The sequence below is a fragment of the Lacticaseibacillus sharpeae JCM 1186 = DSM 20505 genome, from assembly GCF_001436225.1.
In the GTDB taxonomy this organism is placed as follows: domain Bacteria; phylum Bacillota; class Bacilli; order Lactobacillales; family Lactobacillaceae; genus Lacticaseibacillus; species Lacticaseibacillus sharpeae.
Window position 1 is genome coordinate 34,035 of sequence record NZ_AYYO01000001.1, and the last position, 13,620, is coordinate 47,654.

A 13,620-nucleotide genomic window follows, 5' to 3' on the forward strand; every position below is an offset into this window, starting at 1 on the left:
ATGGCGCTAGTTGGTAACGACCTGCACCTTGATCGAAGAAACAAGGTGTCGCGGAAATACAAAATTAGTGCACTGGTTTGTGGACTAGGAGCGGTAGTGTTGCTACTGCTCTTTTTTATTTGGCCGCAATCGAATGCGCAAAAGCAGCTCACAAGCGGTGGCACTTTTGAACAGGGCAACCGCACTTTCGAGTACGTAAGCAGCGTCAATTACCCTAATCAAAAGTCCACCGTGCTCTACGTATACATGACCAAGGATGACGTCCAGTCATCTGAACCGGACAAGCAAATTGAAGCTGCAGTGTCCTTGAAGGGTACAACAAAGTCGAAGATTAAGTCACAAGTCATTCAAGTTACGGATGACTTTTTTGTTATCCGGATCCCCAAACTGATGACTGGGGAAACCGTTTGGCTGAAGATGGGGTATCACAATGAGGTATTTGGTCAGTACAGTTCGTTCTCGTCGAGATCGCTGATGGTCACTAAGAAGACCTCGAATACTCGGCTGAATGACGCCGAGTACATCAACGAATATTACCGGTCACTTGTCCTAGTGCAGTCCAAAAAAGTTGCTAAGCGGAAGTCTAAGTTGGCAAAACTGGAGGCTAAGCTCGACCAAACTGAGGCGACCTACCGTCGCCAAAAGAAAACTACGAAGCTCTTGGCGGGGTCACAGCGTGACGATGCGAAAGAGAATGCGGACACAACTAAGTCCACGATTGATGATCTAAACGAGCAAATTGCGGACGCCAAAAGATCATTAAAGAACGCCCAAAAAATCCAAAGCGATTATCAAGCGAAAATTCGGTGACCAGTGAGGTCAGAAAAGGGGTGTCCCATGTCGGGACAAAGTGGCCCCACCGTGGGACACCAAAAATCCAAAAGTGTCCCGCGATGGGACACCGAATTGCTACATCAAGGTTTTTGCACGTCCCACTGTGGGACACGACGAAAAAATAGTGTCCCAAAAGTGTCCCAAACCGCCTCGAAGAGGCGGCTACAGAAACCCAACCGCACTGCGGTTTCCGTCCATTTGGACGGCAGGTTTCCCTTATGCCCTTTCCATTATTTGAGTGTTTTTTTGGATTTTCGCTCATGTAAAAAAATGCCGTATCACATCGGCAAAAAATGGCGGCACCAAAAGTGATCTAAATAACGCCGCTTTGAAATAGTAAGGAGAGTGATTAGATGCAAAAGACGCAGCGTGTAGAACTCAAGACAGTGCCAAGTGCGGACATCGCCATCATTGATGAGCGTGCGGCCGCGAAAAGCAAGACACGTTCAGCATATATTACTGAGCTCATTCACCAGCACTGTGTGAACCTGTACGTGAGTCCTGAACTTCAGAATTTCGCGGAGTTGGCACAGAAAAATGTGGAAGTAATCGAACAGAACACAGCCGTCATCGACGAGCTTAATCAAGTTCTAGGAGGAAAATAGAATGGAAAAACTACGCAAGCGAATTTATTTGTCGGAAGAAAAGTGGGCCGCACTGGATGACATCGGTGCTGAACTTGGTCTTGGTAACGCGACTGAAGTAGTCGATTACTTGATTGGTGAACACAACAACAGTGGGGAATTGGCGTCAGCAAGAAAGATGAATGTGCGCCTGGGCCAGGTCGATAAGAACGTGCAGGTGCTCGTTCAGCTCGCCAATGGGTTACTCACAAATTATGGATTGGATGCTTTGCCGCTCAGCCAGAACTTCGAAAATCCGTCACTGACTGAGTCACGTAAGATTGTGGATGCTCAAATCCACACGGCGCAAGTTGTAAAGGCAACGAACGAAATGCGCCGTCATCGGAAGGTTAGTGATGATTAATGGAACACGCAGCGGGTTCCCCGGGTATCGTTTCGGTCACTCATTTTAAGCAAGCGTCGAACAAAAAGTTTGGCGACTACGTAAAGTACATTGATCGGGACGACGCGACTCGGGTCAAATACTTCAACAAATGGAACTTCGTTGAACGCGATGGGTACAACGAGTACATGGGTAATCCGGAAAAATCGACCGGCCTTTTCGCTTCGTTCTCTGACCACTTGGGTAAGGATGAGCGGCACAAGGTTGCGCTCGAATTTGGAAAAGCGCAAAAAGCCGGCAGCAATATGTGGCAGACGGTGGTTAGTTTCGACAACCCGTTCCTCGAAAAGTACGGTCTGTACAACTCAAAGACGGACGTTTTGGACGAAGAAAAAATTCGCGCGGCGACCCGGATAGCGATGGAGGAGATGCTCAAGCGGGAGGGTATGAGTAGCTCCGCGCTGTGGACCGCAGCCATCCATCGCAATACTGATAACATTCATGTGCACATTGCAACGGTTGAACCGGTACCGAGTCGCCCGCTCCAGCCGTTCAATGATCCCGACACACACGAAAAGTATTGGGCCCGCCGGGGGAGCTTTAAGCCCTCGACGTTCTCCGCATTCAAGTCAAAATTTGCAAATCAAATTCTGGAGCGTGACCAGGAACTCGCAAAAATTAGTACGTTGATTCGTGATCGGATGCCGCCCGACACAAAACTTTGGCGCGCTGCTCCGACCGTACAAATGAATTTGCTGTACCAAGAGATTTACAAAAAGCTCCCCCGCAACAAACAGCTTTGGCGATATAACGACAATGCAATGAAGGAATTTCGCCCTGAGATTGACCGGCTTACTTCTATATATATGGAGAAATACAAGCCAGTTGAGCTTGCCGAATTTCGCAAGGCAGTCGCTGAAGAAGTAGAAGTACGTCGCGATGTTTACGGTACTGGGCAAGAGGGGAAGGAGTTAGGGCGTTACGAAGACTATGCCGATAACAAATTCCACGAGTTGCAGGCACGCATGGGGAACAGCGTTCTGGGTGACATGCGGAACTTTGATGCGGAACTAAAGGCGAAGTATCACGACAAAACGCCGGGCAAATTTGACGAGCGACTTGCTGAAGGCGGGTCCCCGCTGCACCAAACACTGGGACGCATGGGCGGGCTTAAACGCTTGCTCGCAACCGACATGAAGAACATGCGGCTCGCAAAACAGCAGCATAAGCGAATGGAACGAGAGGCTGAGCAGGAACAAGAGGCACTCGAAGCGAATACTGAGACAAAACAAAATCAGCAACAAGGACTGGAGCGCGGTTAATCTCGGCTCCTTTTTTGATGCCAAACTGAGGTGAGAATAATGGCAGATAATCAATGGCCGAGTGATCGGCCGCTGTACTATACAGCAAAAGCGGACGGTAAATTTTCGGCACGCGAGGGCAGTAGTGAGGATGCCAAGTTAGGTGCTGCAGTTTACCTGACAACTAGTCGGGACGCGGCAATGAAGGCCATGCGTAAAGGGGGGCACGTCTATCAGGTCGATACATCGAAATTGACGGGCGCACTTTACGGCAATCAGGTGAATTTCACTGAGCAGGAACTGACCAACATCGTGCAAAGTGTGCTCATCCAAGAACGTGCGGATGGGTCCACAGCGTTACTTGAGGCCAACGAATTACATGGTGATGACCTGGGCACTGACGCTAACACGATTGCTAAGAACCTGATGAAGGGTGCAACGTCGGATACCGAAATCGTCAAGGAGTTGCAGCAATCCGCGGGAGGTGATTCCAAGTCTGCGGAATACGTGACACACGCATTGAACCGCGCCGGGCGTATTTGGTCCGGCACCGTAACGGATAAGGCGATTGAGGTCGCTGTTTATGATCCAAAAAATCTCTCGATTGATGAAGACCTTACCCGGCAAGTCGCAGCTAACCGTGAGCACAAGAAGCAGCAAGGACACCGCCGGTTGACGGATGATGAAATCTTCACGGCGCGCAACGCGTCACTACTTGAGCTTGCTGACAAGCTAGGTATGCAGATGGTAGAGGACGGTGGAATGTATCGGTGGGCCGAACATGACGCCCTCGTGGTCAACCCAAAAGTTAATCTGTGGATTTGGAATGGTCGCGGTCTGGGTGGCGGGCCGATTGAATTAGTGAAAAACTTCAGTGACGCGGACAGTTTTACAAAGGCAGTTCGCTTTATCCTGGACGAAAATGTATCGCAAGCAGTCTACGAAGAAAAGGAACGTCTTCCTTACGAAAATCGAATTAAGGTTGCTGACGATTTTTCCCAAGCTCGCCAGTACCTGGTCGGGGCCCGGGGACTGAACGGCACCCTGATCGATGCGCTGCACAAGAAAGGTTACATCCAACAGAACCAGTATGGGGACGTTGTTTTTCAGTGGGCCAAGTCGGGCAAAACTGTGGGTGCTTCAATTCAGGGCACTACGATTGACTATAAGCGTTATGGCAAGCGCGGTACTTTTAAGCACATTGCAAAGGATTCAGAGCAGAACTTTGGCTTTAACTTTTCGATTGGGCAACCGAACCGACTTTACATTTTTGAAGCGCCAATCGACGCACTGAGCTACTGGTCAACGCACCCTGATATGGAGAATGCGATGTTTGCGGCGGTTGATGGACTCAAGGAGAAGTCGGTCTATGAGATGACTGACTACATGCTGCAGTCCAAGGGAGTCTCCCCGGATGCAGTTTATCTGGGCGTTGATAATGATCACGCCGGCCGCTCGCTGGTGGATAAAATGGAGCTGGCGAGTTATGTAAGTGCTGATGGTCAAGCGGTGCACTTTAAAGCTAACGTCCCTGATGACAATGCTATTAGTCAGGGCGTGCAAAAGAAGCTCGCTGCGGTTGCTGAAGAAGCGGGAATTACGTGGACCAAACTTGCGGCAGCCGAGAAGGTGGAGACGAACTTTGACGCGCAGCACCGGCACGGTAATGGCCTAGGATTTGCGGCTAAGTTGACCGCTGTGCTAGATGAACCGTTCGATTACGAGCAGGGACTGTGGCAGTCGGCCGACGCAATCGCGCGGGCCACGACCGGAGTTAAGACCGACTGGGTAGAGTACGTGCGGACGGTGACCGACGGCGCGTCACTCGATACGCTGCAGGATGTGGCGCACAAACTGGAGTATTACGACAAGCAGTACCAGATGCGTGAGTATCGTCCCGTGCGGTTCTTCGTCAAAGACTGGAACGAACGCCTGAAGACGGAAACGAGTATGCCACTACTGAAGCAGTTGCAGTCTTACAAGTATCGCTACAATGACAAGGAACTGGAGCTTGCACAGGTGCCCGGGGCCGAGAAGCGGAGCTTTGCACTTCGGCCCGTCAATGAACCAAACGGCGAGCTATTCTTTGAGTCGAACGACCCGCAGCAGTTGGTTTACATGATGCGCCACTACGGCGTGAAGGCAATCGACGTGCAGGACCGGCAGCAGGCAGCTACGCAGGAAGTTGCAGTGCCGCGATTGACCGCGCCGTTTGGATCCGACGAAGGTAGGGCGGAGTTGAAGACAGCGAAGGCATTTTGGAATAGTGTACTGAAGACCGGGAAAGAGTTTGAAGTGTTGGCAGTTAGTGAGAAGACTGGGAAGGAGCGCACCGTAGCGACACTGACAAAATCGGCACGCAAAGCGAACCTGGTACAGCTAACTCAATACAATCCAGATGGCCAGCCTTGGACGCATATCTCGATTGAAAAGAATGACTTGGTGACTCAACAAGGCGACTTCAACAAGCTACTGAGTGCGATGCCGGCAGGCGATGAGTCGGCAAGCATGACGGTAAAACTGGGAGAAGCTAACTCGCTGGATCTTAGTGTTGCCCGACCGCAAGCGACAGAACAGCAGGCACAAGCCGCTGCACCTAAGCCAGCGGTTAAGGTGGCCCGAGCGCACCGCTCCATGTCGATGGGGCTAGGTCGCAGCTGATGCGTAAGGGGGAGTACGTCCGTTGCGGCGTACTCCCCCTTTTTGAGTTCAATGTTTGCGGGCCACGTGCCCGGATGGGTGGCACTCAAACCAAAGCTGGTAAGTGCCCTTGACTCCAAGAAACGTGATGATGCTGAGTAGAATCATGCCGGTGAACCGCGGTGCAAAGACGACGCCCACCATGAGCAGGCAACCTGTTACCAGCATAGACAGTGCAGTAATTATCTTCATGATGCTACCCCCGTGTAGCCCGCTTCAATGAGCCGCTGGTCTAGTATGCTGGCGAACTTGCCTGTAGAACTGATGATGATGTGGTCTACTACTTCGATGCCGAGCACCTGGCCCGCCTCGATGAGTACGTCTGTTGAGTGCAAATCCTCCGGTGACGGTTTAGTAGTTCCACCGGGGTGATTGTGGCCAACCAGAATCCGGGCCGCATTGCAGAGCAGTGCGGTTTGCATAATTTCGCGAGGGGAGAATTCCACGGCGTTTATGGTTCCGGAAAACATACGGCGATATGCGATTACTCGGTTCTGTGTATCCATGAATAGGGCCACCAGCGTTTCGCTGGCGTCGTCGTGGATGTAGCCGCTCAGCAGTTCTGCGGCGTCTTGTGTGTCCTGAAGTTCGATGCCACCTCCGTAGATGCCCGGTTGCACCCGTACGAGCTTCACGGTGAAAATCTGTTGTGTCTCGTCATTGATGGTTACTTGAGTCATGTTTTTAGTCCTCCACAATTTCATATTCAGGTTAGGTGACAAAACCACTGGTTGCCGAAGCCATGCCGAGCCGGATGACTCCTAGTGCGGTCAGTGCGTCGATGGCTTGGTCGCAGTTGTTGACGTCGGCCCAGAAGGTTGTCTGATCGCTAGGGTAGTGCATTGCACTCGGTATATTTACGCTGATTACCTCTTCGTCTCCTTCTGGATCTCGCAGGATTAGTGCGGTGTTGCCATCGAAGTAGCTGCTGATTTTCAGTTCATTGTAGTGGTTGTAGATTAGACTGCTGAGTTTCATGATGTTGCCTCCTAAATGTGCCGCACGTCGAAGCGGCTGGCGTAGAATTCGTATGCGACGGTTTCGGTCACGCTTGGTGCGCGGTAAATGGCGACTGTATAGCCGAGGTCATTTGCTGGAGATTGGTAAGTGTGGTCGTGTCGGGCCCGAGTTGCGGCCAGCATGGTGTACACCTCGTTTGCGGTGAAGTGGAAGCCGCGGCGTTCAAGGTTGCGTTCAACCTTACCCTGAAACGCTTCTGGAGTTTCCTCCGTCTTGTGTAGTAGCGTGAAGTGGTAATCTCGTTGCATCATCGTGCACCTCCAAATTGGGAACGCTTAACAGTAATCAGCGGCATACCTAACTTGTTACTTAGCTCCGCTACGGCCATGTCCAGGACACCGTAGGTTAGTCCGTAGCGGCTGCGGGTCTCTTCGTCTACGTACGCGTAGGTGACAACCGTGCCGTTGTTGTAGCTGCCGGTGCCCACGACTTCGCCGGAAGCGGCGACGATAGCAACCGCCTTTCGTTCGGCGTTCTGGGCCCAGGCCGCTAAGGGATCGGGGTTAGGGTTAGGCGCTTTAGCAGCTGCCAGAATTGCAGCGGCTTTGCTGATGAAGAATGGGTGAATTGATTGAGTCATGATGGTTTCCTCCTAATTGTTTGCGAGTGCTAGAGCAGCAACCTCATTCTGGTAATTTCGGTATTCGGGCGTTTCAGCCGCCGCTACCATGAATGCATCTACGACCGGTGTTGCTAACTTGATGATGTCGCCGGTGTCGATGTTCTTCAGGACGTCGATGCGGTTTTCGTAGAAGTTTCCGGCCTGAGGTAGGTAAAGCTCCTGGTGAACAGGGTCAGAATTGGAGAAGCGTTCCAGTCCGACGTAGGCGAATTGATCGCCCTGATGTAGCGTGATGAGTTTTCCATCTGTAGTAGCAACGGTGACGTTTGTGGTGGCTTCTGTGAACATAATTTGTGTCCTCCTGATTGTGTAATTATCCTGTGGCCCCCGAGGGAACCTCCTACCGCCCGGGCTTGGTTTTGCCCTTTCGACGGAGGCTTAGCACCAGCAGCAGTCCCAGATGGCAAGGAAGCGAAGCTAGCCAAAAAAGTTTTGCGCGCGATCCGCGCGGGGTTTCAAAAGTTTTTTGCGGTCCTTGCTATCTGGGACTAGGGGCACTTGGGGCTTTAGCCCTTAGTGCCCCTGGTGATGGTCTAATGCTGGAATCGAGAGGGCTAAGCCAGGGCGGTAGGAGGCACTTAGCCCGTTACGGGCTGTGGCGACATGCCACAAGCACTTGCGCTGTGGTTCTTAGCGCGTGGTCGGGCCGGCCACAGACTACTGTGCGTCGATGCGAGCTGGCGATGAGGGAGGGTGATTTTTCCCGACCCATTGCCACCAAGGCTGCCACCTGATGGATACTTGCTTCGTGATCCACAGCTGCCCGGCACGGCAAGGGGGGGCCAGGCCCCCCGCCGTGCCTCGGTGTCCGGCTCGCCGGTAAGCCGACTACTCTCGCGCGCCAAAATCACTCCACACAAAAAGCGCCACAGTCCATGGTGTAGGACTGTGGCGCTTCACGGGTTAGTCTTTGAGTAGGTCGGTGTATGCGTCCAGCAATGCGGGGTTCAGCATGGCTGTCCCGTTGATGACCGCATTGGTGAGTTTACTGACGGCATCAATGGTTTGCTGGCTTGCCTTGTCGGGCTTTACTCCAAGTTCGACGTAGAGCATTGCGCTCACAAACCACTGGCGGTTGCCCTTGTTGAACTCTGCCAACGTCTTGTAGTACGCATTGACCATAGACAAGGCCACGCTGTCAGAAACAACTTCCTCAATCTGCCTGCCAAGCAATGCCTTGTAGTGCTTCTTTGGCACTTTGGTCTCATTGAAGCGATACGTGAAATCGCTCATGGTCTGGGCAAGCGTGTCGCAGGACTGGTGTGATACTTCATCGTACATAGTCTTCATGGTTAGTTCTCCTCTGGGTTTAGTAGCCCTTCATCTAGCAGTGGGAAGTCGCTGTTGTACCAGCAATCGTAATCTTCTTCGCTGATTGACCCGTCTTCGCAGGCAACCAGTGCGAAAACAAAGGCGCGGTAGTTTTCCCGTTGCATTGTTGCGATGCGCTCGCGATAGCTCTCAACTTGAGTTTCAAAGGTATCTTTTGCCAATGTGGTCACCCCCGACTGATTGAAAATCTTCTAGTGTATTCTGTGCCTTTTTTGGCTAGCACTTGGTATGCTGGGAGCAGTTCAGCAGGAACTAAGCGGTGTTCCCAATCGGGGTCGTTCACGTAGGCGCAGTCAATGAAAATGTCTTCCAGCATTTGAAGGCAATCCTCCATGTTACACCCAAGCTTTGCGTAAACTGTCTTCTCTTCCCAATCAAAGGCATACACGGCGTTGTCGTCAATTTCGCCGTCTACGTTGTCGGTGTTCACGGCCTCGTTGCGTGTGGAGGCTCCGCTCATGATTGCTAAGCCACCGCCGGAAAATGCTTCGTCAACGGTGCTTAATGACCAAGAAGGGTCACCAATCTCACTAGAAATCGTGAAAATTGGGTAGAGTGATACTGCGTCTACAAGTTCGTCTATTTTCATTTTCTATCCTCCTAGGCTACCTTGCTGATACTGGTAAGTACGTAGTCGTTGATGTAGTTATTGCCGAGTAGGTTCTCGCCGATGTCGTCTAGGATAACGTTGTCGCGTTTGCCCACGGGGCCGCTGTGGCGCCGGATAAAATCAAGCGTTGCCACGGCGTTGAAACGGTTGAAATGTGGGGCGTGACGTGTTACCTCCAGTGCAAAGGCGCGGGTGATACTAAAGTCGAACCCGTCGAGCATGAGCCACTTGGTCGGGTCGTTCGGGTACATGTTGCGCACCGCGTCGCGGTTTAATGAAATTAGGTAGTGCATGAAGTTTTGTAGCGTGTCTGGTCGGCGGTTGCCGAGAATGTTCCTCTGGTGGTTGTAAACGTAGACGCCAAACGCGTTGAACAGCGCTGGGTCAACGGCCTTGATAGTTGCTGGTTGTGTCGTTGTCATATCTTCTGCTCCTTTTTTGTGATAAGTTGTCGAGGTCGGCCCCCTACCGCCCAGGCTTGGTTTTGCCCTTTCGACGGAGGCTTAGCACCAGCAGCAGGCCCAGATAGCAAGGAAGCGCAGCTAGCCAAAAAAGTTTTGCGCGCGATCAGCGCGGGGTTTCAAAAGTTTTTTGCGGTCCTTGCTATCTGGGTTAGGGGCACTTGGGGCTTTAGCCCTTAGTGCCCTTGTTGCTGGTCTAATGCTGGAATCGAGAGGGCTAATCCTGGGCGGTAGGGGGTACTTGCACCGCTTGCGGCGCGCGGCCGGAACGGACGCAATGTGCTGCAAGCACGTGCCCTGCAGGGGCACAAGAACTTTGTCTGAGGACTATCCGTATCTACAAATTAGATTGAGTGCAGCGCCATAACCGGGCGAGCGGGTCGGCCGAGGGCCCGCCGCCCCAGCGCGAAGTGGGCTATCGGGCGTGGTTTTTGCACGACAGCCCACGCCCTGCAGGCCAACGTAAAACCAGATCTGCTGCAGCAAAAAAGCACATCAGGGATCCCTGGTGTGCTCCGGAGTAAAACTATTTTGATTCTTGTATTAATATCACGTGATTGCGAAAATCAGTGACCCCAACTTGATATTCTTCCAATTCGTGCTGAACCCTTATGACGAGGTATGACTCATCGTCGGCTGCAACATGATCGTTTTGCTGCGCATCCAGGAACGTCCTGACTAGGAAGTGGGTACCAGCGGGCAATTCGCGTTCAATGAATGTTGTGTTGTCGAGGGTTTTGCCAACAAGCAGGGGGACCGTTACTTCATGTAAGGAGTAGCAGTCTTTATTTGTTGGCCAGCCGTCCTCATGCAGCCCGTCGACCTCACCCACGTTGTTTGCTGACGGAACTGATGGTTCGGGCGTGTCGGTTGAGAGAATTAGGCTGCGGGCTCCAGTTTCAAGTGAGGTGCTCCATCTCACATCGGAACTAAAAGAAGTGCGGTTCGTCACTGCAAAAGGGTTTGGATCCTGCAAGAATACCTGGTCATCTGCTCCCCCAGCATGTGTGGCTTTGTAGCGTTCCAAGAGTCCAATTAGATCATCAACCGTTAATGCCATGCTAATCCTCCTCAGTTGTCCGTAAACCAGTCATGCTGAAATTGCTCCGACTCTGCAGTGGGAGTGTTGCCCAGGATGATTAGAGCTGCGGTCCACTCTCGTAGGATATTGACCGCATTGGTTAGTTGTGTGATCTCCGTAGGGGTGGGGGCATCGTGGAGTCGACGTTGCACGTCATCGATGTGCTCCCACGGATACTGGCATTCGGGTTCGCCATTAGCGACCAGTGCCTGGTTAGCGAGGCTGCGGAGGTGATAGAAGGTTTGCTGATCACGTTCTTGGCCAGCGGCAATCGACGTCGATAAGGGGCCAGGTACACCGTTAAAGTCGGTGAAGCGAACGAATTCGAGTGTCTCTTCATCGTCGCGTTGCGCCCAGATGGCGTCCGTACCAACAGGGGCGTCTCCAATGCGGTTGTAGGTCTGTCCATCAAGCGTTGCAGTTTCGCGCTTGTGGTACTGCAGGCGACTTTTTCCTCGTAGCATAACCAGCTGATCGGTGCTCTGATCGTCACTGAGAAATTGCTCGGCGACGTGTGCGGAAATATACTCCACGTGATCCTCCTCCCAGGCACCCGTAGCAAACTTGGTTGCGACTTGGTCTGGCATGTCTGGAGTCACGCGCTGCAATAGATCCATGCGCTCCTGGATCTGCTCCTCACGGTGTAGGTCGTCGTACATGTGTGCCAGAGAGGCGATTACGCTGTAAGCTCGTTTATCGTAGGCGGTTTTTTCGTCGCGCAAGTTATATACGGTGCGAATTGCAATTCCGGTGTACTTAGCAATATCTGCTGGCTGTTCGGTATCAATCAACGCTTTTGCCTTGTCAAAATCGTTCAATCTGATCAGTCCTTTCCTCTGCAGGCAAAGTATACAACGCCCGGCGCCAAGCATGCAACATAAAATGCAAGACATGCAAAAAAGAGCAACCCAGCGGGTTGCTCTTGCATTTTACTTTTTAATGAAATTGCTGAATTTATGCAGTTACCAGCAGCTTTAACTTTAGGCCAAGACCTGCAGCATAACGATTAAGGGTGTTTAACGAGGGGGTGGAGTCTAGGCGTTCTAATTTAGCTAGTTGAGGCTGCTTCATACCAATTCGCTCAGCTAGTTCTCTCTGAGACAGTCCTTGACGAATACGTTCAACGTGTAATGCAGCAAGCGCATCGACTGCTTCCAGTTCGTCTGCGGGTAAAACGGCATCCATTTCTTTTTTTAAATCGGTCCAGCTACGCATTATAGTTTCCCCTTTCGTTTAAGCCAATCTTCAAGGCGCTTTAGCGCGCGATCAATTTGTTTGGAATCAGTTTTGTTCTGCTTCTTTGTGTAGTGCGACAGAAGAACGTATCTGTCAGTATCCCAAAATGCAAAGAATATTCGTTCAGGTTGAGGGCGTAACTCAAACAACTTGTACTTGTAGCCTTTAAGCTCTTTAACGGGAGGCTCACGTAGAGCAGGTCCAAGGCTTTCAAGCATAGTTAGTTGATAACGGATCTTTTTTAGAATAGCAATGTCTTGCTTATTGGTGCTGTGGGTGAGTTCTTGAATGTACTCATCGACGTCGCTGTAGCCATCCTTGTCCTCGTATAAATCAATCCTGTACATGCCCTTGCTCGCTTTCTGAATACCTAACTTTAAATAGATGATAACACAAATGTTATCAAAAGTCGATAGCAAAAAGGTTATCAAAAAACGATTTTCCGACTTAAACAGGTAACGGCCTTGCTATTCACATAGCGATGAGGAACTCCCTCGGGGTATAGCACTGAGAGTTGGGTTGATTCAGTGCTAAGTGTTCAATTTGGGTGTACCCTATTTATACACATCGAAAAGCGTGGTATGATAGGCAAAACAAGTGTACCGTTTAAGTGTCCCATTGAGCATTATGAGGCGCAGTTCGATCACGGAGATGATGAAGTGACCGAATATCTTTCTCCGGGGCACACGGAGAAGCGCCTTTCTATAGAAGAAACACGTTTTGAAATGGAGGATTTATGATGAGAGTCGGTTACGCACGTGTCAGCAGCATTGATCAGAACCTTGCTCGGCAGCTGGAGCATCTACAGAAGGCAGGGGCTGAGAAGATATTTCAAGAGAAGGTTTCGGGGAAAGACGTCGAACATCGCCCAGAACTACTGAAGGCCCTAGATTATGTTCGCCAGGGCGACGTCCTGGTAGTGGATTCGCTTGATCGGCTAAGTCGTGATTACGACGATGCGGGTAACTTGATCCGCCAATTACGTAGCGAAGGTGTAAAGCTCGACGTGCTCGACGCCCCGTTTCTGTCCTCAAAAACGGGTAACGAGGATCTCGATAAGATGATGTCGGATTTATTCGTCACCATCCTGTCGTATATCGCGCAAAATGAGCGCAAGGAGATTAAGGCACGGCAACGGGCGGGTATTGAACTCGCAAAAAAACGCGGTGCCTATAAAGGCAAGCCGCGTTTGTATGCACCTGATTCACCTGATCGTAAGAAGAGGTTCATTTACCAGCAAGTCCTTAAGCTGCTGGAGGAGGAGACTCCCATCGCCCAGATAGCCAGAACCGCTGGCTTGAGTAGGTCGCAGGTTTATAGAATCCGTGACTACTCGGGAAACTAATTTGTGGTTCTGGTGCAAAGTTTACTTAGGGAGAGTGCATCATGTATCATGAATTTAAACTGGAGGTTTTCAGATGACTGATCATTTTAAAGGACGGCAATTCAATCAATCA

General features: G+C 51.2%; 20 protein-coding genes. 6 read left to right on the forward strand and 14 right to left on the reverse strand.

The window, feature by feature from the left end; translation table 11 throughout:
* The 5 genes from FC18_RS00185 (at position 1) to FC18_RS00205 (ending at position 5,762) form a co-directional block, all read left to right on the forward strand.
* Positions 1-810 (forward strand): hypothetical protein, encoded by an 810-nt coding sequence (locus FC18_RS00185; protein ID WP_054679358.1) that lies wholly within the window; start codon positions 1-3, stop codon positions 808-810.
* A 377-nt stretch (positions 811-1,187) separates the two neighbouring features.
* A complete protein-coding gene (locus FC18_RS00190; RefSeq protein WP_054679361.1) occupies positions 1,188-1,439 on the forward strand; it encodes a hypothetical protein in 252 nt (83 codons plus the stop codon).
* 1 nt (position 1,440) lies between these two features.
* Positions 1,441-1,821: a hypothetical protein gene (locus tag FC18_RS00195; protein WP_054679365.1), complete on the forward strand. Its 381-nt coding sequence runs from the start codon at positions 1,441-1,443 to the stop codon at positions 1,819-1,821.
* Positions 1,821-3,122 carry a MobP2 family relaxase gene (mobP2, locus tag FC18_RS00200; protein WP_054679368.1) on the forward strand — a complete coding sequence of 434 codons (1,302 nt, stop codon included), beginning with the start codon at positions 1,821-1,823 and terminating at the stop codon, positions 3,120-3,122. Before FC18_RS00195 ends, mobP2 begins: the two co-directional genes overlap by 1 nt.
* Positions 3,123-3,161: 39 nt before the next feature.
* Positions 3,162-5,762 carry a DUF3991 domain-containing protein gene (locus FC18_RS00205; protein ID WP_056975264.1) on the forward strand — a complete coding sequence of 867 codons (2,601 nt, stop codon included), beginning with the start codon at positions 3,162-3,164 and terminating at the stop codon, positions 5,760-5,762.
* A 48-nt stretch (positions 5,763-5,810) separates the two neighbouring features.
* Here the strand turns inward: FC18_RS00205 and FC18_RS00210 are convergent, their stop codons facing one another.
* The 14 genes from FC18_RS00210 to FC18_RS00275 all read right to left on the reverse strand — a co-directional run bounded on the left by FC18_RS00210 (position 5,811) and on the right by FC18_RS00275 (position 12,510).
* Positions 5,811-5,993 carry a hypothetical protein gene (locus FC18_RS00210; protein ID WP_054679377.1) on the reverse strand — a complete coding sequence of 61 codons (183 nt, stop codon included), beginning with the start codon at positions 5,991-5,993 and terminating at the stop codon, positions 5,811-5,813.
* Positions 5,990-6,481, reverse strand: a complete 492-nt coding sequence (locus tag FC18_RS00215) for a JAB domain-containing protein (protein ID WP_054679380.1) — start codon at positions 6,479-6,481, stop codon at positions 5,990-5,992. Before FC18_RS00215 ends, FC18_RS00210 begins: the two co-directional genes overlap by 4 nt.
* 31 nt (positions 6,482-6,512) lie before the next feature.
* The gene (locus tag FC18_RS00220) at positions 6,513-6,779 is read right to left on the reverse strand and encodes a hypothetical protein (RefSeq protein WP_054679383.1); all 267 of its coding nucleotides are present in this window, start codon (positions 6,777-6,779) and stop codon (positions 6,513-6,515) included.
* An 11-nt stretch (positions 6,780-6,790) separates the two neighbouring features.
* Positions 6,791-7,072 carry a hypothetical protein gene (locus FC18_RS00225; RefSeq protein WP_054679386.1) on the reverse strand — a complete coding sequence of 94 codons (282 nt, stop codon included), beginning with the start codon at positions 7,070-7,072 and terminating at the stop codon, positions 6,791-6,793.
* Positions 7,069-7,401: a hypothetical protein gene (locus FC18_RS00230; protein WP_054679389.1), complete on the reverse strand. Its 333-nt coding sequence runs from the start codon at positions 7,399-7,401 to the stop codon at positions 7,069-7,071. The genes FC18_RS00225 and FC18_RS00230 overlap by 4 nt, the downstream gene beginning before the upstream one ends.
* A gap of 12 nt (positions 7,402-7,413) precedes the next feature.
* On the reverse strand, positions 7,414-7,731 hold the full coding sequence (locus FC18_RS00235) for a hypothetical protein (RefSeq protein WP_054679391.1): 318 nt from the start codon (positions 7,729-7,731) through the stop codon (positions 7,414-7,416).
* 615 nt (positions 7,732-8,346) lie between these two features.
* Positions 8,347-8,733 carry a hypothetical protein gene (locus tag FC18_RS00240; protein WP_054679394.1) on the reverse strand — a complete coding sequence of 129 codons (387 nt, stop codon included), beginning with the start codon at positions 8,731-8,733 and terminating at the stop codon, positions 8,347-8,349.
* Positions 8,734-8,735: 2 nt separating this feature from the next.
* The gene (locus FC18_RS00245) at positions 8,736-8,936 is read right to left on the reverse strand and encodes a hypothetical protein (RefSeq protein ID WP_054679397.1); all 201 of its coding nucleotides are present in this window, start codon (positions 8,934-8,936) and stop codon (positions 8,736-8,738) included.
* Positions 8,937-8,941: 5 nt separating this feature from the next.
* Complete coding sequence (locus FC18_RS00250; RefSeq protein WP_054679400.1) at positions 8,942-9,364, reverse strand: hypothetical protein; 423 nt, start codon at positions 9,362-9,364, stop codon at positions 8,942-8,944.
* Between the two features lie 11 nt (positions 9,365-9,375).
* Positions 9,376-9,807, reverse strand: a complete 432-nt coding sequence (locus FC18_RS00255) for a hypothetical protein (protein WP_056975265.1) — start codon at positions 9,805-9,807, stop codon at positions 9,376-9,378.
* 565 nt (positions 9,808-10,372) lie between these two features.
* The gene (locus tag FC18_RS00260) at positions 10,373-10,906 is read right to left on the reverse strand and encodes a hypothetical protein (RefSeq protein WP_054679408.1); all 534 of its coding nucleotides are present in this window, start codon (positions 10,904-10,906) and stop codon (positions 10,373-10,375) included.
* Positions 10,907-10,917: 11 nt separating this feature from the next.
* On the reverse strand, positions 10,918-11,544 hold the full coding sequence (locus tag FC18_RS00265; RefSeq protein ID WP_156660845.1) for a hypothetical protein: 627 nt from the start codon (positions 11,542-11,544) through the stop codon (positions 10,918-10,920).
* Between the two features lie 337 nt (positions 11,545-11,881).
* Entirely contained in the window at positions 11,882-12,142 is a 261-nt protein-coding gene (locus FC18_RS00270) for a helix-turn-helix domain-containing protein (protein ID WP_054679414.1), read from the reverse strand.
* Entirely contained in the window at positions 12,142-12,510 is a 369-nt protein-coding gene (locus tag FC18_RS00275) for a type II toxin-antitoxin system RelE/ParE family toxin (protein WP_054679424.1), read from the reverse strand. Before FC18_RS00275 ends, FC18_RS00270 begins: the two co-directional genes overlap by 1 nt.
* A 389-nt stretch (positions 12,511-12,899) precedes the next feature.
* Here FC18_RS00275 and FC18_RS00280 point away from each other — a divergent pair, with 389 nt between their 5' ends.
* Positions 12,900-13,508, forward strand: coding sequence for a recombinase family protein (locus tag FC18_RS00280; RefSeq protein WP_156300933.1), 609 nt, complete (start codon positions 12,900-12,902; stop codon positions 13,506-13,508).
* Positions 13,509-13,620: the final 112 nt, after the last annotated feature.

What these genes read in the sequence shown, in the direction of transcription:
- FC18_RS00185 (WP_054679358.1), top strand. Translation starts at nt 1, where the DNA reads ATGGCGCTAGTTGGTAACGACCTGCACCTTGATCGAAGAAACAAGGTG.
- mobP2 (WP_054679368.1), top strand. Translation starts at nt 1,821, where the DNA reads ATGGAACACGCAGCGGGTTCCCCGGGTATCGTTTCGGTCACTCATTTT.
- FC18_RS00280 (WP_156300933.1), top strand. Translation starts at nt 12,900, where the DNA reads ATGATGAGAGTCGGTTACGCACGTGTCAGCAGCATTGATCAGAACCTT.
- FC18_RS00220 (WP_054679383.1), bottom strand. Translation starts at nt 6,779, where the DNA reads ATGAAACTCAGCAGTCTAATCTACAACCACTACAATGAACTGAAAATC.
- FC18_RS00240 (WP_054679394.1), bottom strand. Translation starts at nt 8,733, where the DNA reads ATGAAGACTATGTACGATGAAGTATCACACCAGTCCTGCGACACGCTT.
- FC18_RS00255 (WP_056975265.1), bottom strand. Translation starts at nt 9,807, where the DNA reads ATGACAACGACACAACCAGCAACTATCAAGGCCGTTGACCCAGCGCTG.
- FC18_RS00195 (WP_054679365.1), top strand. Translation starts at nt 1,441, where the DNA reads ATGGAAAAACTACGCAAGCGAATTTATTTGTCGGAAGAAAAGTGGGCC.
- FC18_RS00230 (WP_054679389.1), bottom strand. Translation starts at nt 7,401, where the DNA reads ATGACTCAATCAATTCACCCATTCTTCATCAGCAAAGCCGCTGCAATT.
- FC18_RS00210 (WP_054679377.1), bottom strand. Translation starts at nt 5,993, where the DNA reads ATGAAGATAATTACTGCACTGTCTATGCTGGTAACAGGTTGCCTGCTC.
- FC18_RS00270 (WP_054679414.1), bottom strand. Translation starts at nt 12,142, where the DNA reads ATGCGTAGCTGGACCGATTTAAAAAAAGAAATGGATGCCGTTTTACCC.
- FC18_RS00260 (WP_054679408.1), bottom strand. Translation starts at nt 10,906, where the DNA reads ATGGCATTAACGGTTGATGATCTAATTGGACTCTTGGAACGCTACAAA.
- FC18_RS00215 (WP_054679380.1), bottom strand. Translation starts at nt 6,481, where the DNA reads ATGACTCAAGTAACCATCAATGACGAGACACAACAGATTTTCACCGTG.
- FC18_RS00225 (WP_054679386.1), bottom strand. Translation starts at nt 7,072, where the DNA reads ATGATGCAACGAGATTACCACTTCACGCTACTACACAAGACGGAGGAA.
- FC18_RS00235 (WP_054679391.1), bottom strand. Translation starts at nt 7,731, where the DNA reads ATGTTCACAGAAGCCACCACAAACGTCACCGTTGCTACTACAGATGGA.
- FC18_RS00205 (WP_056975264.1), top strand. Translation starts at nt 3,162, where the DNA reads ATGGCAGATAATCAATGGCCGAGTGATCGGCCGCTGTACTATACAGCA.
- FC18_RS00275 (WP_054679424.1), bottom strand. Translation starts at nt 12,510, where the DNA reads ATGTACAGGATTGATTTATACGAGGACAAGGATGGCTACAGCGACGTC.
- FC18_RS00190 (WP_054679361.1), top strand. Translation starts at nt 1,188, where the DNA reads ATGCAAAAGACGCAGCGTGTAGAACTCAAGACAGTGCCAAGTGCGGAC.
- FC18_RS00265 (WP_156660845.1), bottom strand. Translation starts at nt 11,544, where the DNA reads ATGGATCTATTGCAGCGCGTGACTCCAGACATGCCAGACCAAGTCGCA.
- FC18_RS00250 (WP_054679400.1), bottom strand. Translation starts at nt 9,364, where the DNA reads ATGAAAATAGACGAACTTGTAGACGCAGTATCACTCTACCCAATTTTC.